The 19,778-nt window shown below is 62.3% G+C and carries 18 protein-coding genes and 1 tRNA gene; 9 read left to right on the top strand and 10 right to left on the bottom strand.

Going from position 1 to position 19,778, the window contains the following annotated elements:
• Positions 1–5: 5 nt before the first annotated feature.
• Positions 6–779 carry an ABC transporter ATP-binding protein gene (locus ABRP30_RS26450; RefSeq protein WP_012316684.1) on the bottom strand — a complete coding sequence of 258 codons (774 nt, stop codon included), beginning with the start codon at positions 777–779 and terminating at the stop codon, positions 6–8.
• Positions 780–1,419: 640 nt separating this feature from the next.
• Here ABRP30_RS26450 and gabP point away from each other — a divergent pair.
• Complete coding sequence (gene gabP / locus ABRP30_RS26445; RefSeq protein ID WP_241805574.1) at positions 1,420–2,805, top strand: GABA permease; 1,386 nt, start codon at positions 1,420–1,422, stop codon at positions 2,803–2,805.
• A 442-nt stretch (positions 2,806–3,247) separates the two neighbouring features.
• Here the strand turns inward: gabP and ABRP30_RS26440 are convergent, their stop codons facing one another.
• The 6 genes from ABRP30_RS26440 to ABRP30_RS26415 all read right to left on the bottom strand — a co-directional run bounded on the left by ABRP30_RS26440 (position 3,248) and on the right by ABRP30_RS26415 (position 8,688).
• The gene (locus ABRP30_RS26440) at positions 3,248–3,691 is read right to left on the bottom strand and encodes a hypothetical protein (protein ID WP_241805575.1); all 444 of its coding nucleotides are present in this window, start codon (positions 3,689–3,691) and stop codon (positions 3,248–3,250) included.
• A gap of 74 nt (positions 3,692–3,765) precedes the next feature.
• Positions 3,766–4,755: a polyphosphate kinase 2 gene (gene ppk2 / locus ABRP30_RS26435; RefSeq protein WP_267819397.1), complete on the bottom strand. Its 990-nt coding sequence runs from the start codon at positions 4,753–4,755 to the stop codon at positions 3,766–3,768.
• 190 nt (positions 4,756–4,945) lie between these two features.
• Positions 4,946–5,021: transfer RNA gene (locus ABRP30_RS26430), tRNA-Phe, on the bottom strand.
• Positions 5,022–5,111: 90 nt separating this feature from the next.
• A complete protein-coding gene (locus ABRP30_RS26425; RefSeq protein WP_125924973.1) occupies positions 5,112–5,384 on the bottom strand; it encodes an oxidative damage protection protein in 273 nt (90 codons plus the stop codon).
• Complete coding sequence (gene mutY / locus ABRP30_RS26420; protein ID WP_349975967.1) at positions 5,381–6,448, bottom strand: A/G-specific adenine glycosylase; 1,068 nt, start codon at positions 6,446–6,448, stop codon at positions 5,381–5,383. The genes ABRP30_RS26425 and mutY overlap by 4 nt, the downstream gene beginning before the upstream one ends.
• The gene (locus ABRP30_RS26415; RefSeq protein ID WP_349975966.1) at positions 6,445–8,688 is read right to left on the bottom strand and encodes an AsmA family protein; all 2,244 of its coding nucleotides are present in this window, start codon (positions 8,686–8,688) and stop codon (positions 6,445–6,447) included. The genes mutY and ABRP30_RS26415 overlap by 4 nt, the downstream gene beginning before the upstream one ends.
• 370 nt (positions 8,689–9,058) lie before the next feature.
• Between ABRP30_RS26415 and ABRP30_RS26410 the strand changes: the two genes are divergently transcribed.
• From ABRP30_RS26410 to hisF, 6 genes are all read left to right on the top strand, one after another.
• Complete coding sequence (locus tag ABRP30_RS26410) at positions 9,059–10,717, top strand: OFA family MFS transporter (protein ID WP_241805579.1); 1,659 nt, start codon at positions 9,059–9,061, stop codon at positions 10,715–10,717.
• Positions 10,718–11,215: 498 nt separating this feature from the next.
• A complete protein-coding gene (hisB, locus tag ABRP30_RS26405) occupies positions 11,216–11,809 on the top strand; it encodes an imidazoleglycerol-phosphate dehydratase HisB (RefSeq protein ID WP_012316676.1) in 594 nt (197 codons plus the stop codon).
• On the top strand, positions 11,810–12,448 hold the full coding sequence (hisH, locus tag ABRP30_RS26400) for an imidazole glycerol phosphate synthase subunit HisH (RefSeq protein ID WP_241805581.1): 639 nt from the start codon (positions 11,810–11,812) through the stop codon (positions 12,446–12,448).
• Positions 12,449–12,709, top strand: a complete 261-nt coding sequence (locus ABRP30_RS26395; RefSeq protein WP_241805582.1) for a DUF2164 domain-containing protein — start codon at positions 12,449–12,451, stop codon at positions 12,707–12,709.
• A gap of 112 nt (positions 12,710–12,821) precedes the next feature.
• Positions 12,822–13,559 (top strand): 1-(5-phosphoribosyl)-5-[(5-phosphoribosylamino)methylideneamino]imidazole-4-carboxamide isomerase, encoded by a 738-nt coding sequence (hisA, locus tag ABRP30_RS26390; protein WP_003255731.1) that lies wholly within the window; start codon positions 12,822–12,824, stop codon positions 13,557–13,559.
• 10 nt (positions 13,560–13,569) lie between these two features.
• Positions 13,570–14,340: an imidazole glycerol phosphate synthase subunit HisF gene (gene hisF, locus ABRP30_RS26385; protein ID WP_267819386.1), complete on the top strand. Its 771-nt coding sequence runs from the start codon at positions 13,570–13,572 to the stop codon at positions 14,338–14,340.
• A 235-nt stretch (positions 14,341–14,575) separates the two neighbouring features.
• Here the strand turns inward: hisF and choV are convergent, their stop codons facing one another.
• The 3 genes from choV to ABRP30_RS26370 all read right to left on the bottom strand — a co-directional run bounded on the left by choV (position 14,576) and on the right by ABRP30_RS26370 (position 17,626).
• Complete coding sequence (choV, locus tag ABRP30_RS26380; RefSeq protein WP_241805586.1) at positions 14,576–15,754, bottom strand: choline ABC transporter ATP-binding protein; 1,179 nt, start codon at positions 15,752–15,754, stop codon at positions 14,576–14,578.
• Positions 15,751–16,599 carry a choline ABC transporter permease subunit gene (gene choW / locus ABRP30_RS26375; protein WP_267824124.1) on the bottom strand — a complete coding sequence of 283 codons (849 nt, stop codon included), beginning with the start codon at positions 16,597–16,599 and terminating at the stop codon, positions 15,751–15,753. Before choW ends, choV begins: the two co-directional genes overlap by 4 nt.
• A gap of 79 nt (positions 16,600–16,678) precedes the next feature.
• Positions 16,679–17,626 carry a choline ABC transporter substrate-binding protein gene (locus tag ABRP30_RS26370; RefSeq protein ID WP_349975965.1) on the bottom strand — a complete coding sequence of 316 codons (948 nt, stop codon included), beginning with the start codon at positions 17,624–17,626 and terminating at the stop codon, positions 16,679–16,681.
• A gap of 441 nt (positions 17,627–18,067) precedes the next feature.
• Between ABRP30_RS26370 and ABRP30_RS26365 the strand changes: the two genes are divergently transcribed.
• Together ABRP30_RS26365 and ABRP30_RS26360 are read left to right on the top strand one after the other, a co-directional pair.
• The gene (locus tag ABRP30_RS26365; protein WP_241805588.1) at positions 18,068–19,444 is read left to right on the top strand and encodes an L-serine ammonia-lyase; all 1,377 of its coding nucleotides are present in this window, start codon (positions 18,068–18,070) and stop codon (positions 19,442–19,444) included.
• Between the two features lie 39 nt (positions 19,445–19,483).
• Positions 19,484–19,741, top strand: a complete 258-nt coding sequence (locus tag ABRP30_RS26360) for a hypothetical protein (RefSeq protein ID WP_349975964.1) — start codon at positions 19,484–19,486, stop codon at positions 19,739–19,741.
• Positions 19,742–19,778: the final 37 nt, after the last annotated feature.

Below are 19,778 nucleotides of genomic sequence, written 5' to 3'. Positions count from 1 at the left end.
CTCCGTTAGCGGTGGCTGGACATGAATTGCTTGCAACGCGCCGAGGTCGGGTTTTCGAAGACCTGCTGCGGCGATCCTTGCTCTTCAACCAGGCCCTGGTGCAGGAAAACCACTTCACTGGACACCTGGCGGGCAAAGTTCATCTCGTGCGTCACCAGCAGCATGGTACGGCCTTCTTCGGCCAATGCGCGGATAACGTTAAGCACTTCCTGGACCATTTCCGGATCGAGCGCCGAGGTGGGCTCATCGAACAGGATGACTTTAGGCCGCATGGCCAGGGTGCGGGCGATAGCAGCACGCTGCTGCTGGCCACCGGAAAGCTGGGCGGGGTAGCTGTGGCGTTTGTCGTAGATGCCGACTTTGTTCAGCAGTGCTTCGGCCGCTTCGGTGGCTTCGGCCTTGCTCTGGCCGAGCACGCGGCGTGGCGCCTCGATGATGTTGTCGAGGATCGACATGTGCGGCCACAGGTTGAAATTCTGGAAAACGAAGCCGATTTCGCTGCGCAGGCGGTTGATCTGGCGGTTGTCGGCAGCGATCAGGTCGCCGTTCTTGGCGGCCTTGAGCTTGAGAGCCTCACCGGCAACCAGGATTTCGCCCTGGTGCGGGTTTTCCAACAGGTTGATGCAGCGCAGCAGGGTGGACTTGCCGGAGCCGGACGATCCCAGAATGGAGATCACGTCACCGTCACGCGCGGTCAGCGAAATGCCCTTGAGAATTTCCTGGTCGCCGTAGCGTTTGTGCAGGTTGCGGATTTCCAGCGCGGGCGTGGCCTGGGCCATGTGCGGTCCTCATGTGTTCGGGTGCGTTCCCAGCTGTTGGCGGCCTTCCTGGCGTGCGCCAAGCTAGCATAGCGGCATCAGGGCGGCCAACAGGGTCGCAAGGGGCTTTGGGCAATGCTGGGGCAGTTTGTCGCATCGCTGCAGCGCAACGTCGCGCAGATGTCCGCGAGGGTCTCGCCCAGCGCCGTAGCCTTGATGAAAAAAGGCGCGATGGTGCCAGCTTTGGGCGGCACTGGGAAGCGCTTTTGGGCCGTTTGCGGCTAAAGGTGCTGTCGCTGGCGAGCATTCGGGGGCTACCCAACGAGAGGCCAACCGCAGCGAAGGGTTGTACCGCAGGGTTGCACTTTTTTGCATTGCAACGGTGCAAAGGTGTTACCGAGGAGCACCTTTGGTGCGATTGTAAGTGGGTATTTCTGTAATCTTACCCTTCCTGCCGCTTTTGATGGCCTTTCGGGCAGGACTTGGCCGAATGGCCTGCAGACCGCTCTTTTTGCGGCCTGCCAGCTCCATACGACGAATGTCCGGGGCAGGTGGCCCGCTTATTGCCCTATCCAACCCGCCGATTGCAGTGACGCCTTAATCAACCCCGGGCGCGCTTTAACCCACAGTCGGGCGGTCCACTCCTTACAAAGGTAGTTTTATGAGCGGTAACAATTCCAATGACCTCGCTCAGGGGCTCAAACAACGGCATGTGACCATGCTGTCCATTGCTGGCGTTATCGGCGCCGGCCTGTTCGTCGGCTCCGGCCACGCCATCGCTGCTGCAGGCCCTGCCGTGCTGCTGGCCTATGCCGCTGCGGGCACCCTGGTGGTGCTGGTGATGCGCATGCTGGGTGAAATGGCGATCGCCTCGCCGGATACCGGTTCCTTCTCCACTTACGCCGACCGCGCCATTGGCCGCTGGGCCGGTTTCACCATCGGCTGGCTGTACTGGTGGTTCTGGGTGCTGGTGATCCCGCTGGAGGCTAACGCCGCCGCCGCCATCCTGCATGCCTGGTTCCCCGCCGTGGACCTTTGGGCCTTCTCCCTTTTGATCACCTTGGCGCTGACCCTGACCAACCTGTGCAGTGTGAAGAACTACGGTGAGTTCGAGTTCTGGTTCGCCCTGCTCAAGGTGCTGGCGATCATTGGCTTCATCGTTGTTGGCTGTATCGCCATGTTCGGCCTGATGCCGAGCAGCCAGGTCAGCGGTGCCAGCCACCTGTTCGACACTCAGGGCTTCATGCCCAATGGCCTGGGCGCTGTGCTGGCGGCCATGCTGACCACCATGTTCTCGTTCATGGGTACCGAGATCGTCACCATCGCTGCTGCCGAATCCAAAGACCCGGGCAAGCAGATCAGCCGTGCCACCAACTCGGTGATCTGGCGTATCTGCCTGTTCTACCTGGTGTCGATCTTCCTGGTGGTGGCCCTGGTGCCGTGGAACGATCCGGCGCTGGCCGAGGCCGGTTCCTACCAGACTGTGCTGAGCCGCATCGGCGTGCCGAATGCCAAGCTGATCGTCGACATCGTGGTGCTGATCGCTGTAACCAGCTGCTTGAACTCGGCGCTGTACACCTCCTCACGCATGCTGTTCTCGTTGAGCAAGCGCGGTGATGCTCCGGCCATCGCCCAGCGCACCACCAAGGCGGCGACCCCGCATGTGGCCGTGTTGCTGTCCACCGCGGCGGCGTTCCTGTGTGTGTTCGCCAACTACGTGGCGCCTGCCCAGGTGTTCGAGTTCCTGCTGGCGAGCTCCGGCGCCATCGCGCTGCTGGTTTACCTGGTGATCGCCGTTTCGCAGCTGCGCATGCGTAGCCAGCGTGAAGCGCGTGGTGAAAAGATCGTCTTCAAGATGTGGCTGTTCCCAGGGCTGACCTGGGCGAGCATTGTCTTCATCGTTGCCGTGCTGGTGGTGATGGCGCTGCGTGAGGATCACCGAGCGGAGATCATTGCGACTGCACTGCTGAGTATTGGTGTGGTGGCGGCTGGCTTGCTGGTGCAACGCAAGCGCCAGGTTGCCGGGCGGGTGGCGCTGGATCACTGATCCGCGCTGGCTTCAAGGCAAAGGCCGCGCCCTGTGAAGGGTGCGGCCTTTTTTGTGTGCCTGGGCTGGCCCTATCGCCGGCTAGCCGGCTCCCACATGGATTGCGCGGCTTTTAGAAATTGGGCAAGACGGTTGCTTGTACAGGCAAAGCACAGGCCTGAAGAGCTGCGCGGTCGTGGTGGGAGCCGGCTTGCCGGCGATGGGCTGCGCAGCAGCCCCATAGCGGAGTGTAATAGCCTGAGCAGGCTCGACGGGGCCCGCGAGCATCTGGGGCCGCTTTGCGGCCCATCGCCGGCAAGCCCGGCTCCTACATGGACTGCGCCGGCTTTTGGAAATTGGGCAAGACAGTTGTTTCCAAAGGGTTAGGCAGCGCAGCACAGACGGTGGCGCAAAGAACTCACCGGCAAGGGCATCGAATTGCGCTGACAAGGCCGGTGAACATTCAGCCGAACTGTTTCTGCTGCTGTTGCTGCTTGGCCACCAATTCGGAAGCGGCGATATAGGCTTCCTGGAACTCGTCGCTCTCCAGCCAGGCCATGGTGGTGTCTTCGTCGGCGCCATCGAGCCAGGTGCGATAAGCGTTGAATACCAGCACGATGTAGTCGGTGGCGTGCTCTTCCTTGTGGCCCTTGAGCACCAGTGCCAGCAGCGGGTCCACCAGGAACACCGAGATCATCGAAACCAGGCTGGTCTCCTGGGCGGCCTTCATCTTCACGAACAGCTCTTTGTAGCTGTCGGTTTCCATGGCCTTGTTGAACACCTGCTCGACACTGGCGCTGTCACCGGCGCTGGGTTTCACGGCCTGGCCGCTGCGTACCATGCGGTTTTGCTTGGCCTTGCTGGCGGCGCGTTTGGCGCGTTTCTGTTGCTTGGTAGTGGTGGCCATGGGGCTGGAAATCCTTGGGGGCGAAAATGTGCGTATTGAAGCCTAATTGCCCGGGAAACCCAAGCCCCGGCCATTCAGCGCTCAGGCGCACAACTTTCATCCTCCTCGAACCCGCGCGAAGCCCGGCCAACCAGCAAGTCATCCGGCGCGTACGCCACGCTGGGGTCCTTGCCCGGGTAATCCAGCGAATGCAGGAAATGCCGGATGCAGTTGATCCGCGCACGCTTCTTGTCATCGGACTTGATCACCGTCCACGGTGCATCGCCAGTGTCGGTGTGGAAGAACATCGCCTCTTTGGCGGCGGTGTAGTCCTCCCACTTATCCAGTGACTTGATGTCGATAGGCGAGAGCTTCCAGTGCTTGAGCGGGTCGTCCCGGCGTGAGATGAAGCGGCGCAGCTGCTCCTCGCGGTTCACCGAAAACCAGTACTTGAACAGCAGGATGCCGCTGTTGCACAGCATGCGCTCCAGGTCCGGCGCCTGGCGCATGAACTCCAGGTACTGCAGCGGTGTGCAGAACTCCATCACCTTCTCGACCCCGGCGCGGTTGTACCAGGAGCGGTCGAAGAACACCATTTCACCAGCCGTGGGCAGGTGTTGGATGTAGCGCTGGAAATACCACTGGCCCTTTTCCTGCTCGGAAGGTTTCTCCAGCGCGACGATGCGCGCACCCCGTGGGTTCAGATGCTCCATGAAGCGCTTGATGGTGCCGCCCTTGCCTGCCGCATCCCGCCCTTCGAACAGCACCACCACGCGCTGGCCGGTGTCCTTGACCCAGCTTTGTACCTTCAGCAGCTCGATCTGCAGCGCGTGCTTGGCCTTTTCGTATTCCTGGCGGCGCATGCGGGTCGGGTAGGGGTAGCTCGCCGGCAGCCGGGCAGAGGTGCTGTCCTCGTTGCTGCCTTTCGGCGCGCTGGCCACTTCCAGGGCGGCCGGTTCCTGGCTGACCTGGGTGATGGAGGGCTCAGGTTTGCGCTGACGGGCGCGGCGGGCGCGAGGCTTTGGTGCGGTGCTGGGCGTCGGTTCTGCGGGGGCGGGGAGCAGGAGGGGGGATTCTTCGCTCATGGAGGTCCTTGCGAGGTCGATTCGAATGTTCGCCTGCAATTGTGGGTTTGAGCGAGAGGGGATTAGTTGATGCGGGTCAACTCTACGGGGTAGGCAAACAGGCTGAAAAATTCCAGACAACAAAAAACCCGCACTGGGCGGGTTTCTTGTTGTCGCTTCGGGTAACTTTGCAACCACCAGAAGCTGAAGGTGGTGCCCAGAGACGGAGTCGAACCGCCGACACGAGGATTTTCAATCCTCTGCTCTACCGACTGAGCTATCTGGGCGACGAGGTGAATTAAATAGATTTCCAGACCGCTCGTCAACGACTTTTTGAAAAAATTTTAAATTAATTCCGTCGCTTACGATTTTCAGGGTCATTCGGCCGGTGGAACGTAGCCTTCCGCCTGCGCGTAATCTTCGCCGGCGAAAAACTTGTCCATCTCGCCCTGAAGGAACTTGCGGTCCTCGGCGTTCATCATGTTCAGGCGCTTCTCGTTGATCAGCATGGTCTGGTGCTTCTGCCAGTCGGCCCAGGCTTGCTGCGAGATGTGCTCGAAGATGTCCTGGCCCTTGGCGCCGGGGTAAGGCGGGCGCTCCAGGCCTGGCAGTTGTTCTTTGTATTTGCGGCACATCACGGTGCGGGTCATCGGGCATCTCCTGCAATCAGTTCGTCGGCCGCGCGTTTGAGCAGCTTTTTGACCGGGGCGGCGAGGCCCAGGCGCGGCGGGGTGGCGAGGTTATACCAGAGCCAGTCGGCCTCGGCCACGTGCTGGCCGACGGGGTCGACACGCACCAGCCATGGCTCGATCGCCAGCTGGAAATGGCTGAAGGTATGGGTCAGGCCGTCCAGCGCGCGGCTTTCGGCCAGGCGCAGGCCATGCTGGTAGGCCAGGTCATCGAGCTGCTCGATGGCGTCCAACTCCGGCAGGCTCCACAGGCCGCCCCACAGGCCGGTGGACGGGCGCCGGTACAGCAGGATGGCGCCTTCATGGTTGGCCAACAGCGGCATCAGCGTGCGCCGCTGGGGCAGCGCCTTGCGCGGTTTGGGTTCGGGGTAGCGCGTTTCTTCGCCATGCAGGTGCGCTTCGCAGCCGCTGCGCACGGGGCACAGCAGGCAAGTTGGCTTGCTGCGGGTGCACAGCGTGGCGCCCAGGTCCATCATCGCCTGGGTATAGTGGTTGGCGCGTTGTTGCGGGGTGAAGCGCTCGGCAGTGGCCCATAGGGCATTGGCCACCTTCGGCTCGCCCGGGTAACCGGCCTGGGCGGTGAAGCGGGCCAGCACGCGTTTGACGTTGCCGTCGAGGATCGGCGCACGGATACCCATGCTGATGCTGGCAATGGCACCGGCGGTGGAGCGGCCGATACCTGGCAGCTCGGTAAGCTGTTCGACACTGCGCGGGAACTCGCCGCCGTGTTGCTCGACGACGATCTTCGCGGCCTTCTGCAGGTTGCGTGCGCGGGTGTAGTAACCCAGGCCGGTCCACAGGTGCAGCACCTCGTCCTCCGGTGCTTCGGCCAGCGCCTGCACGGTGGGCAGGGCCTGCATGAAGCGGTCGAAGTAGTTCAGCACGGTGCTGACCTGGGTCTGTTGCAGCATGATTTCCGACACCCACACCCGGTAAGGGTTGATGCCTTGCTGCCAGGGCAGGTCGTGCCGGCCGTGCTGGTCGTACCAGTCCAGCACGGCGCTGGAGAACTGCGCAGGGCTCATCGCTTGAACAGCCCCTTGAGCGCGTCTTTCAATTCTGGGCTCACTTTGTCTCCGAGTTTTTCATCAAGTTTTTCATCGATCTTGTCTTTGAGGCGGTTGCCGGCCAACTTGGCGGCAACCTTGCCCAGGCCGTCCTGGTCAAGGCGGCAGGCCTTGGCGCCAAGCTCCAGCGGGCCACGGCAACGCAGCGGCAGTTCGACGCCAACGTAACGCTCGTTGACCTGGCAGGCCGGGTCGGGCATGGCGCGCTGGTCACCTTCGACGATCACCCCGACGTTGTAGTCCATGCCGAGCACGCGCAGGTCCAGGTCGCCGTGGCCGTTGACGGTCAGGCCTGGGATGCGTGCCTTGAGGTCCGGGTTGCTGGCCACGCCGTTGCGCACCACCAGGCTGCCGCGCAACTCCTGGAACGGTGTGTCCTTGCCGCGTGGCTCGCCGCTGAGGGTCTTGCGGTTCAGCGTAGCGATGGCCTGGCAGAGCTGCTGTTCCAGGTTGGCGTTGACCAGCACGCCGTCGTTGATGGTGAAGTTTGCGTTGCCGTTGAGGGTGTCCACCAGTGCCTTCTGGCTGTTACCGGTGGCTGTCAGGTCGCTGCTGAGGGTCAACAGGCCTTTGACCGGCGGGGCCTGGTCTTTGTCTTCAGCCTTGATGAAGTGCTCGACCGGCACGCGGTTGATCTTGGTGTTGACGCCAATCTGCGGCACGGCTGGGCGTACATCGACAGTGCCTTTGGCTTCGAAGCTGCCGTTATAGAGGCCGCCGCGCAGGGTTTGCAGGGTGATCAGGCCGCCCTGGCCGTTCGCTTGCAGTTGCGCGTCGTTGATCGGCAGCTTGTCCAGGGTCAGTGAGCCGAAGGCCAGGTCGGCCTGCAGGTCGAGCGTGCGCAGGCGGTCCACCGGCAGCAGCTTGTCGTTGCTCCAGGCGACCTGGGTGGGGGCGTTAGGCAGCGGGGAACTGCCGGCACCGGCGATGGCGCTGGCTTCCTGTTGCTTGACCTCGTTCTGGCGCGCTGCGGTGGCACCCTTGGCTTCATCGCTCTTGGCCGGCATGTAGCGGTCGGCGTCGAACTTGTCGGCCTTGAGCTGCAAGCGCAACGCTTGCTTGGCAAAGTCCTCGACGGCAACGCGGCCGGTGAAGGTGCTGTCGTCGAGTTTTACCGCGAGGTCTTCCAGGGCCAGGCTGTTTGGCGTGCCCTGCAGGCGGCTGACCAGCTCCAGCTTGTTGAAGGCGGCGGGGTCGCTGGTGGCCGGCAGGGGGTGGCCGATGCCGTCGAGGAAGGTGCGCAGGTCGAACTGCGCGATGGACAGCCCACCGCTGAGCTGTGGTGTCTTGTCCAGGTCGCGCAGGTTGAGTTCGCCCAGGGCGCGCAGTTGGTTGGCCGAGATTTTCAGGCCGTTCCAGGTGGCGACGTTGGCTGCCATGTCGACCAGCAGCTGGCCTTGGGCCGCGAAGGTCATGGTCTTGCCGGCCAGCGGCTCGCCCGAGGTTTCGCCGGACAGGCGCATGTCCTCGAAGTTGTAGCGCTTGAGCTTGCGGTCAAAGCGCAGCTCGCCGGCAAGTTCGGTGCGTGCCTTCATGTTCGGCTGGCTGGCGCTGAGGAAGGCGCTGGCCTTGAGCGGGATGTTCGCACCTTCGTGAATCGGGCCGGTGCTCAGCTGGATGCTTTCGGCGCTGTAGCTCTGGCCGGTCTTGGCATCGCTGTAGTGCACGCGGGCGTTGTTCACGGTCAGGCTGTCGATGTCGAGCTTGACCGCACGTTCGCTGCTGCTCTCTGCAGAGGCGTTGGGCTGATCTGCAGGCGCAGGTGCACTGGCGGTTGCGCCGGTTTGCGCAGGCAGCGGTTTGCCGATGTCTTCCCAGTTGCCATGGCCCTGTTCATCACGGTTCAGGGTCAGGTTCAGGCCTTCGACGCGCACATCGCTCATCTGCACTTCACGGCGCAGCAAGGGCAGCACGCGGACCGACAGGCCAAGCATCTGCAGGTCGGCGAACGGCTCCTTGGGCTTGTTCAAGGTGGCGATGCTGGCTTCGTGAAGCTCCAGGCCCAGCCAGGGGAACAGGCTCCAGCCGATGTCGCCATTGAGGGTCAGCTCGACGTGGGCCTTGTCGCGCGCCAACTGGCGGATCTCGTCTTTATAGTCGTTGGGATCGAAGAGGTGGGTCAGGGCGAAGCCCAGCGCCACGATGATCAGCAGCAACCCGAGAAGCCCCAGTCCCAGGAGTTTGCCGAACGCTTTCATGGGCGAGTCCTTGTAGTCCGTATTTGATTTTCAAGCGCCAGAGTATAGCGCCGCAGTGGTATGCCCAGAGTATTCGACAAGAGATACAGAGCATTTCCTACCGATTGATCAGGTGTTGTGGCTTTCGACAGTTGTGGCTTGGGCAGTTCCTTTTAGCTGTACCGCCAGCAATACCGATTCAGCCGTGCGAAAAATAACGATATCAGATTGCTTTCATGTCATAGGCGAACTGGTACTCTTTCGGCGCCTGCGAAGCGGCCGCGACGTATTGTCGCGGAACGTTGCCATGAAACGGCCGAGCCTTACGTGCCAGCAAAAGAGCCGGGCATTCAATGCGCACGCATCGTCTACCTACAAAAGGATCACATCCATGAACAGCAGTATCACGGCAGGAGCGGTGGCCAGCGCGCCCAGCTTCTTGTCGAAGGAGCGCATCATCGCCCGCCCCGGTTTCAACCGCTGGCTGGTACCCCCGGCCGCGCTGGCCATTCACCTGTGTATCGGCATGGCCTACGGTTTTTCCGTGTTCTGGTTGCCGCTTTCCCAAGCCATCGGCATTACCGCTCCGGTAGCGTGCTCGGCGGACATGGGCTTCATTGCTCGCATGTTCAGCGCCGAGTGCGATTGGCCCATTTCCATGCTGAGCTGGATCTACACCCTGTTCTTCGTGTTCCTGGGTTGCTCGGCAGCGGTGCTGGGCGGTTGGTTGGAGCACGCAGGGCCGCGTAAGGCGGGCCTGGTGTCGGCCCTGTGCTGGTGCGGCGGCATGCTGATTTCGGCAATTGGCGTGAAGACCCATCAGCTGTGGCTGATGTGGCTGGGCTCCGGCGTGATCGGCGGTATCGGCCTGGGCCTGGGTTACATCTCGCCGGTTTCGACCTTGATCAAGTGGTTCCCGGACAAGCGCGGCATGGCCACTGGCATGGCGATCATGGGCTTTGGCGGCGGTGCCATGGTCGGTGCACCGCTGGCCACAGCGCTGATGGGGCACTTCGGCAATGAGCATGAAGTCGGCGTATGGCAGAGCTTCGTGGTCATGGCAGCGATCTACTTCGTGTTCATGACCGCTGGCGCCCTGGCGTACCGCGTGCCGCCGACCGGCTGGAAGCCAGAAGGCTGGACTGCGCCGGTGAAGAAAGCCAATGCGATGGTCACCGACCGTCACGTGCACGTCAGCGTTGCCTGGAAAACCCCACAATTCGCGCTGATCTGGCTGGTGCTGTGCCTGAACGTTTCTGCAGGCATCGGCATCCTGGGCATGGCGTCGCCGCTGCTGCAGGAAGTGTTCGCTGGCAAGCTGCTGGGCAACGAGCTGAGCTTCAGCGAGCTGAACGCCGCACAATTGGCGCAGATTGCCGCCATTGCCGCTGGCTTCACCGGCCTGCTGAGCCTGTTCAACATCGGTGGGCGGTTCTTCTGGGCATCGTTCTCGGACTACATCGGCCGCAAGAACACCTACTTTGCCTTCTTCGCCCTGGGTGTGGGCCTCTACAGCCTGGTGCCGAACATGGGCCATCTGGGCAATGTGGCACTGTTCGTGGCGGCGTTCTGCATCATCCTGTCCATGTATGGCGGTGGCTTCGCCACGGTGCCGGCCTACCTGGCTGACCTGTTCGGCACGCAGATGGTCGGTGCCATCCACGGCCGCCTGCTGACGGCCTGGGCCGCTGCTGGCGTGCTGGGCCCGGTGCTGATCACTTACCTGCGTGAGTATCAGTTGGCCGCGGGTGTGGAGCGTGCGGCGGCTTATGACATGACCCTGTACATCCTCGCTGGCCTGCTGGTGCTGGGCTTCGTCTGCAACTTGCTGGTGCGCCCGGTAGCCGACAAGCACTTCATGAGCGATGCCGAGCTTGCGGCCGAGCGTGCCCTGAGCCACGACAAAGGTGCCGATGGCGCGCGTGCGCTGGAGTGGCATGCAGCGCCAGGCAGCCTGCCGCTGGTGCTGATCGCGTGGGCGGTAGTGGTGATTCCGCTGGCCTGGGGGGTGTGGATTACCCTGCAGAAGACGGCGGTGTTGTTCCACTAAGAGGTATGACAGCCAGCTGACTGGCTGGCTGTCCTGGCCTCATCGCCGGCAAGCCGGCTCCCACCTGGATTGCGCCGGCTTTTGGAAATGGGTAAGACCGTTGCTTGCGCAGGCAAAGCGCAGGCCTTAAGAACCGCGCGTTCGAGGTGGGAGCCGGCTTGCCGGCGATTGGGCTGCGCAGCAGCCCCCATAGCGGAGCTGCAATAGCCCGAGCGCGCTCGACGGGACTCGCGAGCATCTGGGTCCGCTTTGCGGCCCATCGCCGGCAAGCCGGCTCCCACTTGGAATGCGCTGACTTTTATAAGTTGAGCAAGCCAGTTGCCCCCACAGGCTTCTCCGCTGGGCTTGTGTTCTGGCGGGGCTTTGGGGGAGGCGTCTTGCCGGTGATCGGCCTGCCGATCAGCCCCGTGCAATGCCATATGTCATCCGCGTTCCAAGCTTGAGCGTTCTGGGCCTATAATGTAGCCCTTTTCGCCCAATGATTTTGCGGAGCTGGTGATGGTCGAACGTAAGGCTTCCGTCGAGCGCAATACCCTGGAAACCCAGGTCAAGTGCTCGATCAACCTCGATGGCAGTGGCAAGGCCCGATTCGATATCGGCGTGCCTTTCCTTGAACACATGCTCGACCAGATTGCCCGGCACGGGCTGATCGATCTGGATATCGAGTGCAAGGGTGACCTGCATATCGACGATCACCATACCGTCGAAGACGTCGGTATCACGCTGGGCCAGGCATTCGCCCAGGCCATCGGCGACAAGAAAGGCATCTTCCGTTACGGCCATGCCTATGTGCCGCTGGACGAAGCGCTGTCGCGTGTGGTCATCGACTTCTCTGGCCGCCCAGGCCTGCAGATGCACGTGCCCTACACCCGCGCCACCGTTGGCGGCTTCGATGTCGACCTGTTCCAGGAGTTTTTCCAGGGCTTCGTCAACCATGCGTTGGTTACCCTGCACATCGACAACCTGCGTGGCCACAACACCCACCACCAGATCGAAACCGTGTTCAAGGCCTTCGGTCGTGCCCTGCGCATGGCCGTGACCCAGGACGAGCGCATGGCCGGGCAGATGCCATCCACCAAGGGATGCCTGTAAATGCAGACGGTAGCCGTGATCGACTATGGCATGGGCAACCTGCACTCGGTAGCCAAGGCGCTCGAGCACGTCGGCGCCGGCAAGGTGATGGTCACCAGCGATGCTGCGGTGATTCGCGAGGCTGACCGTGTGGTGTTCCCGGGTGTGGGCGCGATCCGCGACTGCATGGCCGAAATCCGCCGCCTGGGCTTCGACAGCCTGGTGCGTGAAGTCAGCCAGGACCGGCCGTTTCTGGGCATCTGTGTAGGCATGCAGGCGCTGCTGGAGCACAGCGAAGAAAACGACGGTGTGGACTGCATCGGCCTGTTCCCTGGCCAGGTGCGCTTCTTCGGTAAAGACCTGCAGGAAGGTGGCGAGCACCTGAAAGTGCCGCACATGGGCTGGAACGAAGTCACTCAGGCCGTCGACCACCCGCTGTGGCACGACATCTCTGATCGTGCGCGCTTCTATTTCGTGCACAGCTACTACATCAATGCCGGCAAGCCGGGGCAAGTGGTCGGTCGCGGCCATTATGGCGTCGACTTCGCTGCCGCGCTGGCCGAGGGCTCGCGCTTTGCCGTGCAGTTCCACCCGGAGAAGAGCCATACCCATGGCCTGCAACTGCTGCAGAACTTCGTTGCCTGGGACGGGCGCTGGTAAATGAGCAGGTCGAAGACCAAGGCCCCCGTCATCACCCTGGCCCCCGAGCAGGAGCGCGAAGCGCTCGACACCCTCAAGCGCTTCCTCGAAGACCGCTTCGAGCTGCAGCTGGGGTCGTTCGAGGTGGCTGAGGTCCTCGAGCTGTTCAGCAAAGAGATTGCACCCCATTACTACAACAGGGCGATTGCCGATGTTCAGCTGCACCTCAAGGAGCGGTTCGAGAGCATCGAGAGCGACCTGTGGGCGTTGGAAAAAAGCTGAAAGCTTCAAGCCTCAAGCTGCAAGCCAAAGCTGGACCGCCATCGAAAACACGACGCGCATGCTTGCAGCTTGTCGCTTGCAGCTTGCCGCTTGAATTGACGAAGGAAAGAGCATGCTGATTATCCCCGCTATCGATCTGAAGGACGGTGCCTGCGTGCGCCTGCGCCAGGGCCGCATGGAAGACTCCACGGTATTTTCCGACGACCCGGTGAGCATGGCCGCCAAGTGGGTCGAGGGTGGTTGCCGCCGCCTGCACCTGGTCGACCTCAACGGCGCCTTCGAAGGCCAGCCGGTCAACGGTGAAGTGGTCACTGCCATCGCCAAGCGTTACCCGAACCTGCCGATCCAGATCGGCGGGGGTATCCGTTCGCTGGAAACCATCGAGCACTACGTCAAGGCCGGCGTCAGCTACGTGATCATCGGCACCAAGGCGGTCAAGCAACCTGAGTTCGTCGCCGAAGCGTGCAAGGCCTTCCCCGGCAAGGTCATCGTCGGCCTGGACGCCAAGGACGGTTTCGTCGCCACCGACGGCTGGGCTGAAGTGAGCTCGGTGCAGGTCATCGACCTGGCCAAGCGCTTTGAGGCCGATGGCGTCTCGGCGATCGTCTACACCGACATCGCCAAGGACGGCATGATGCAGGGCTGCAATGTGCCGTTCACCAAGGCACTGGCCGAAGCCACCCGCATTCCGGTGATCGCTTCGGGCGGTATCCACAACCTGGGTGACATCAAGGCCCTGCTGGACGCCAAGGCCCCGGGCATCATTGGTGCCATCACCGGCCGTGCCATCTACGAAGGCACCCTCGATGTCGCCGAGGCCCAGGCCTTCTGCGACAACTACCAAGGCTGAGGACTGAACCATGGCACTGGCCAAGCGCATCATCCCTTGCCTGGACGTGGACAACGGCCGGGTGGTCAAGGGCGTCAAGTTCGAGAACATTCGTGATGCCGGCGACCCGGTGGAAATTGCCCGTCGCTACAACGAGCAGGGTGCCGACGAAATCACCTTCCTCGACATCACGGCAAGCGTCGATGGCCGCGATACCACCTTGCATACCGTCGAGCGCATGGCCAGCCAGGTGTTCATCCCGCTGACCGTGGGCGGTGGCGTGCGTACCGTGCAGGACATCCGCAACCTGCTCAATGCCGGTGCCGACAAGGTTTCGATCAACACCGCCGCGGTGTTCAACCCTGAGTTCGTGGGTGAGGCTGCCGACCGTTTCGGTTCGCAGTGCATCGTGGTGGCCATCGATGCCAAGAAGGTGTCTGGCCCCGGTGAAGCGCCGCGCTGGGAAATCTTCACCCATGGCGGGCGCAAGCCGACCGGGCTGGACGCGGTCGAGTGGGCGAAGAAGATGGAAGGCCTGGGTGCCGGTGAGATCCTGCTGACCAGCATGGACCAGGACGGCATGAAGAACGGTTTCGACCTGGGTGTGACCCGTGCCATCAGCGATGCGCTGGGGATCCCGGTGATCGCTTCGGGTGGTGTGGGTAACTTGCAGCACCTGGCTGACGGGATTCTGGAAGGGCATGCCAGCGCGGTACTGGCGGCTAGCATCTTCCACTTTGGTGAGTACACGGTGCCGGAAGCCAAGGCCTACATGGCTGCCCGCGGTATCGTCGTTCGCTGAGGGATTGATGGGGCTGCTTTGCAGCCCATCGCCGGCAAGCCGGCTCCCACAGGGATCGCGCCAGCTTTTAGAAATTGAGCAAGACAGTTGTTCCTACAGGGCTAGGTGCAGGAGCTAGCGCGGTGGTGGCGGCGAGCATCTTCCACTTCGGTGAGTACACAGTACCGGCAGCTGGCTCACACCAGCTGTGGGAGCCGGCTTGCCGGCGATGGGCCGCACAGCGGCCCCGGTTGCATTAGCCGTGGCTCTTGCCGAGCAGCGCGTGGTATAGCTCGGTATCCCCAAGTATCCCCACTACCTTGTCGTTATCCTGCAGCACCAGCTTGTTGCCAGTCTGGTAACGGATCTGCAGCGCTTCGCGCATGCCGATATCGGCATTGACCAGCGTCGGCCGTCGCTCCAGCAGCTCGACGTCCTCTCCAGGTGCCCAGTTCTGCAGGTCCAGCCCGTTCTGCCCTTGGCGTGCACGCTTGAGCGAGCCACCTTCGCCCAGGTCCAGCCACGAATCGATGCCTGGGTCCAGGCACACCGAACCGTTGATCCGTTTGCAGTTGTCCAGGGTGCGCATCAGGCTGCGGCCGCACAGCACGTTCAGCGGGTTGGTGTGGGCCACGAAGGTGCGTACGTAGTCGTCCGCCGGGTTGAGCACGATCTCCTCGGGCTTGCTGTACTGAACGATCCGCCCATCCTTCATGATGGCGATGCGGCTGCCCAGCTTGAGCGCTTCGTCCAGGTCGTGGCTGACGAACACGATGGTCTTGTTGAGCTTGCGCTGCAGCTCCAGCAGCTCGTCCTGCAGGCCCTGGCGGATCAGTGGGTCGAGGGCCGAGAACGGTTCGTCCATCAGCAGGATGTCAGCGTCCATCGCCAGTGCCCGGGCCAGGCCCACGCGCTGCTGCATGCCGCCGGAGAGTTCGTCCGGCTTCTTGTTGCGCCACTGGGTCAAACCCACCAGCTCAAGCTTCTCGTCCACCAGCTTGCGCCGTTCCTTTTCAGGGCGGCCCTGCATCTCCAGGCCAAAGCTGATGTTCTCGCGCACCGTCAGCCAAGGCATCAGGGCGAACTTCTGGAACACCATGGCGATGCGCTTGGTGCGCATCATCTTGAGCTCTGCCGGGGTGCAGTGGGCAATATCGATGTGCTTGCCTTCGTGCTCGACGAACAGCTTGCCGCGGCTGACGGTGTTCAGGCCGTTGATGCAGCGCAGCAGGCTCGACTTGCCCGAACCAGACAGGCCCATCAGCACGCAGATCTCGCCCTTGTTGATATCCAGGTTGGCCTTTTCGACACCCACCACCAGCCCGGTCTGCTTGAGGATCTGCTCCCGGGTCTTGCCCTGATCGAGCAGTGCCAGCGCTTCACGCGGCTTGTTGGAGAAGATGACGTCGACATCTTCGAAACGAATGATGCTCATGCTTCACCCCTTACCGTGACTTCCGGTTGCTTGCAGATACGGTCGAGCATGATGGCCAGCAGTACGATCGCCAGGCCCGCTTCGAAGCCCAGGGAAATGTCGGCGGTGTTCAGTGCGTTGACCACAGGTTTGCCCAGGCCATCGGCGCCCACCAGGGCCGCGATCACCACCATCGACAGCGACAGCATGATGCACTGGGTAACGCCGGCGGCGATGCTCGGCATCGCGTGGGGCAGTTCGATGCGGGTCAGCAACTGGCGCCGCGAGCAGCCGAAGGCCTTGCCGGCGTCCAGCAGCTCCTGCGGGACGTCGCAGATGCCCAGGTAGGTCAGGCGAATCGGCGCGGCGATGGCGAACACCACCGTGGAGATCAGCCCAGGCACCACACCCAGGCCGAACAGTGTCAGGGTTGGGATCAGGTAAACGAAGGTGGGCACCGTCTGCATCAAGTCGAGCACCGGGCGCATCGCGGTATAGAACATCGGTTTGTGCGCGGCAACGATCCCCAGCGGTACGCCGATGGCCACACAGACCACGGTGGCAAAGGTGACTTGCGCCAGGGTTTCCATGGTCTCCTGCCAGTAGCCCAGGTTGAGGATCAGCAGGAAGGAGAGGGCGACGAACACAGTCAGGGCCCATTTGCGCTGGATCAGGTGCGCGAGGGCGGCGAACAGGGCGATGAGGACGAACGGGTTGAACCAGGTCAGGGTGCTGGTGACGCCATGGATCATGAATTCCAGGCCTTGAGCGATGGCGTCGAAGTAATCGGCGCCATTCTGGGTCAGCCATTCGACGAATGACGCGATGTACTCACCCAGGGGTATTTTCTGATCGATAAGCATGATAGCGAGCTTCCACCTGCAAAGATTGAAATCAGTCCGGGGCGAGCACGGTCCCGCCCCGCGGTGTTGCCTTCGTCTTGCGTTATTGCGTCAGTTTGGCTTTGGCCGCCTCAAGGCCCGGTTTGCCGTCCACGGTGGTCACCCCGGCGAGCCAGGCGTCCAGCTTGCCTGGGTTGTCCTTGAGCCACTTCTTGGCAGCTGCCTCGGGTTTCATCTTGTCGTCCAGGACATAGCCCATCATGGTGCTTTCATCCTTGAGCTCGAACGACAGGTTCTTGAGCAGTTGGCCTACGTTGCTGCACTCCTGCACGTAGCCCTTGCGGGTATTGGTCAGCACGGTTGCCTTGCCCAGTTCGGGGCCGAAGAAGTCGTCCCCGCCGGTCAGGTACTGCATCTTGAAGCGGGTGTTCATCGGGTGAGGTTCCCAGCCGAGGAACACGATCGCCTCCCCGCGCTTCTGCGCCCGGTCCACCTGCGACAGCATGCCGGCCTCACTGGACTGCACGATCTTGAAACCGGCATCCTTCAGGCCGAAGGCGTTCTTGTCGATCATGCTCTGGATGGTGCGGTTGCCGTCGTTACCCGGCTCGATGCCGTAGATCTTGCCTTCCAGTTCCTTCTTGAACTTGGGAATGTCGGCAAAATCCTTGAGGCCCTTGTCGTACAGCGACTGGGGTACGGCCAAGGTGTACTTGGCGTTTTCCAGGTTGGCGCGCACGGTTTCGACAGTCCCGGCGTCGCGGTACTGCTTGATGTCGTTTTCCATGGTCGGCATCCAGTTGCCGAGAAACACGTCCAGGTCCTTGCCGGCGGCCAGCGACTTGTAGGTCACCGGTACCGAGATCATGGTGGTGTGAGTCTTGTAACCCAGTGCTTCGAGCACAACGCTGGTGGTCGCGGTGGTTACCGTGATGTCGGTCCAGCCGACATCGGAAAAACGTACCGTCTGACACTGCTCGGGTTCTGCGGCCTGGGCCAGCAAGGGGGCGGACAGCAACGCGGCCAGCAACAGCGAGGGTGAACCTTTCATGGATGGACTCCTGTGATTTTATCTTCGGGTTCGCGAGGGCTGCCGGGCTTTCTCAGGGTCCGGTCAACCAGGCCTGCAGAGGGCAGGATGCGAGGCCGTGCAATACGAGTCGCTTTCGATAATCCACCAGCGCCGGGCAATCGCCTACTGGTGGGGTCGTAACCAGTACGGAACGGGTCGCTTTGAGTACTGGCGATGTCGCATATGGCATTTTCCTCCCCTGGGTCCGTATTTTTCCGTCATCGGAGCGCCCGAAAGCGGCGCACCTGCAGCTGAAACGGCGCGGCGCTGCTGGACAAAAGTACGTCGGTTGCAGACGGCGAGGGGGGGCGCAAAAGCCTGATGATGCGTGCATTCGTGGCGGCTCGCAGCTTCAGCCTAGCAGTTGCCCCGCCCTGCGCATGGCGCGCAGAGACAAGCCCAGCAAGAGGTGTAGCGACAATGGCCATCAGCGTGTTCGACCTGTTCAAGATCGGAGTCGGGCCCTCCAGCTCCCATACCGTCGGCCCCATGCGTGCGGGCGCCCTGTTCGTCCAGGGCCTGCGTGAGCGCGGCGAGCTTGAGCAGGTGAAAAGGGTGCAGGTGCGGTTATACGGCTCGCTGTCGGCCACCGGTATTGGCCACGGTTCCGACCACGCCACCATCATGGGCCTGATGGGCGAATGGCCGGACGCCATCGACCCGGCCCAGATCGTCCCACGCATCGCTGACCTGCGCGAAACCAATACCCTGAAGCTGGATAACCGCCTGCCCATCGAGTTCGTCTGGGCGCGTGACATGCTGCTGCTGGACGAGAACCTGCCGTACCACCCCAATGCCATGACCCTGATCGCCGAAGGCGAGCAGGGCGAGCTGCACCGTGACACCTACTACTCGGTGGGTGGCGGTTTCGTGGTCGATGCCGCCCAGGCCGCCAGTGGTGTGCTGGATGCCGACCAGACGGTGCTGCCGTACGATTTCAACAGTGCCGCAGAGCTGCTGCGCCTGTGCAAGCAAAACGACCTGAGCGTGTCGCAATTGATGATGGCCAACGAGAAGGTCTGGCGCAGCGAGCAAGAGATCCGCGCCGGCCTGCACACGCTCTGGCAAGCCATGCAGGAATGCGTGCACAACGGCCTCAAGCATGAGGGCACGCTGCCCGGCGGGCTGAATGTGCGCCGCCGCGCCGCCAGGCTGCACCGCAGCCTGCAGGAGATCGGCAAGCCCAATGTGATCGGCTCGACCATGAGTGCCATGGAGTGGGTCAACCTGTTCGCCCTGGCGGTCAACGAAGAGAACGCCGCTGGCGGGCGCATGGTCACCGCGCCCACCAATGGCGCGGCCGGCATCATCCCGGCTGTGCTGCACTACTACATGCGTTTCAGCGATGCGGTCGACGAGTCCAACGTGGTCGACTTCTTCCTGGCCGCCGCTGCAGTGGGCATCCTGTGCAAAAAGAATGCATCGATTTCAGGTGCCGAGGTGGGTTGCCAGGGTGAAGTCGGTTCAGCGTGCGCCATGGCGGCGGCTGGCCTTGCCGAAGTGCTGGGGGCGACCCCGGCGCAGGTGGAGAACGCCGCCGAGATCGCCCTGGAGCACAACCTTGGCCTGACGTGCGACCCGGTCGGTGGCCTGGTGCAGGTGCCGTGCATCGAGCGCAACGCCATTGCCGCAGTCAAGGCCATCAACGCCGTACAGATGGCCCTGCGCGGTGACGGCGAGCACTTCATCTCCCTGGACCAGGTGATCCGCACCATGCGCGACACCGGCGCCGACATGCACGACAAGTACAAAGAGACCTCGCGCGGCGGTTTGGCGGTCAGCGCCATCGAATGTTGATGCGCTGACGGTGAGCTATTCTCGTCAGGACGCCCCGTTTTGGGGCGTCTTCGTATCAGCCGGTCGTCGGGTGTCGCGATCAGTGTCGCCATTGTCGGTGACACTAAACAGTGTCGTTTCTGGGCAACCTGCCTTGAGCGTGTCACCAAAGTGCTCATGAGTGACACGCAAAGGCGCTGGCCCGCCGGTTTGGGTTTTATCAACAACCCGATCGGCGAGCCGGAATTGCTGAAAAAAGGCGTCGTTTTTGGGTTTTTTTGGATGGCCGTTCAATTTCAGGCACGGCCCTTGCGTTGAGATTGGCAAAGCCCCTGCAAATGAATTGGGGCCATTA

The organism is Pseudomonas sp. WHRI 8519 (assembly GCF_040224055.2).
In the GTDB taxonomy this organism is placed as follows: Bacteria; Pseudomonadota; Gammaproteobacteria; order Pseudomonadales; family Pseudomonadaceae; genus Aquipseudomonas; species Aquipseudomonas putida_X.
Note: the sequence above shows the minus strand (reverse complement) of the source record. Positions and strands in the feature narration are given on the sequence as shown.

Bases quoted from the DNA above. Each gene is read 5' to 3' on its own strand.
- ABRP30_RS26450 (WP_012316684.1), bottom strand. From the start codon at position 779: ATGGCCCAGGCCACGCCCGCGCTGGAAATCCGCAACCTGCACAAACGC.
- gabP (WP_241805574.1), top strand. From the start codon at position 1,420: ATGAGCGGTAACAATTCCAATGACCTCGCTCAGGGGCTCAAACAACGG.
- ABRP30_RS26440 (WP_241805575.1), bottom strand. From the start codon at position 3,691: ATGGCCACCACTACCAAGCAACAGAAACGCGCCAAACGCGCCGCCAGC.
- ppk2 (WP_267819397.1), bottom strand. From the start codon at position 4,755: ATGAGCGAAGAATCCCCCCTCCTGCTCCCCGCCCCCGCAGAACCGACG.
- ABRP30_RS26425 (WP_125924973.1), bottom strand. From the start codon at position 5,384: ATGACCCGCACCGTGATGTGCCGCAAATACAAAGAACAACTGCCAGGC.
- mutY (WP_349975967.1), bottom strand. From the start codon at position 6,448: ATGAGCCCTGCGCAGTTCTCCAGCGCCGTGCTGGACTGGTACGACCAG.
- ABRP30_RS26415 (WP_349975966.1), bottom strand. From the start codon at position 8,688: ATGAAAGCGTTCGGCAAACTCCTGGGACTGGGGCTTCTCGGGTTGCTG.
- ABRP30_RS26410 (WP_241805579.1), top strand. From the start codon at position 9,059: ATGAACAGCAGTATCACGGCAGGAGCGGTGGCCAGCGCGCCCAGCTTC.
- hisB (WP_012316676.1), top strand. From the start codon at position 11,216: ATGGTCGAACGTAAGGCTTCCGTCGAGCGCAATACCCTGGAAACCCAG.
- hisH (WP_241805581.1), top strand. From the start codon at position 11,810: ATGCAGACGGTAGCCGTGATCGACTATGGCATGGGCAACCTGCACTCG.
- ABRP30_RS26395 (WP_241805582.1), top strand. From the start codon at position 12,449: ATGAGCAGGTCGAAGACCAAGGCCCCCGTCATCACCCTGGCCCCCGAG.
- hisA (WP_003255731.1), top strand. From the start codon at position 12,822: ATGCTGATTATCCCCGCTATCGATCTGAAGGACGGTGCCTGCGTGCGC.
- hisF (WP_267819386.1), top strand. From the start codon at position 13,570: ATGGCACTGGCCAAGCGCATCATCCCTTGCCTGGACGTGGACAACGGC.
- choV (WP_241805586.1), bottom strand. From the start codon at position 15,754: ATGAGCATCATTCGTTTCGAAGATGTCGACGTCATCTTCTCCAACAAG.
- ABRP30_RS26370 (WP_349975965.1), bottom strand. From the start codon at position 17,626: ATGAAAGGTTCACCCTCGCTGTTGCTGGCCGCGTTGCTGTCCGCCCCC.
- ABRP30_RS26365 (WP_241805588.1), top strand. From the start codon at position 18,068: ATGGCCATCAGCGTGTTCGACCTGTTCAAGATCGGAGTCGGGCCCTCC.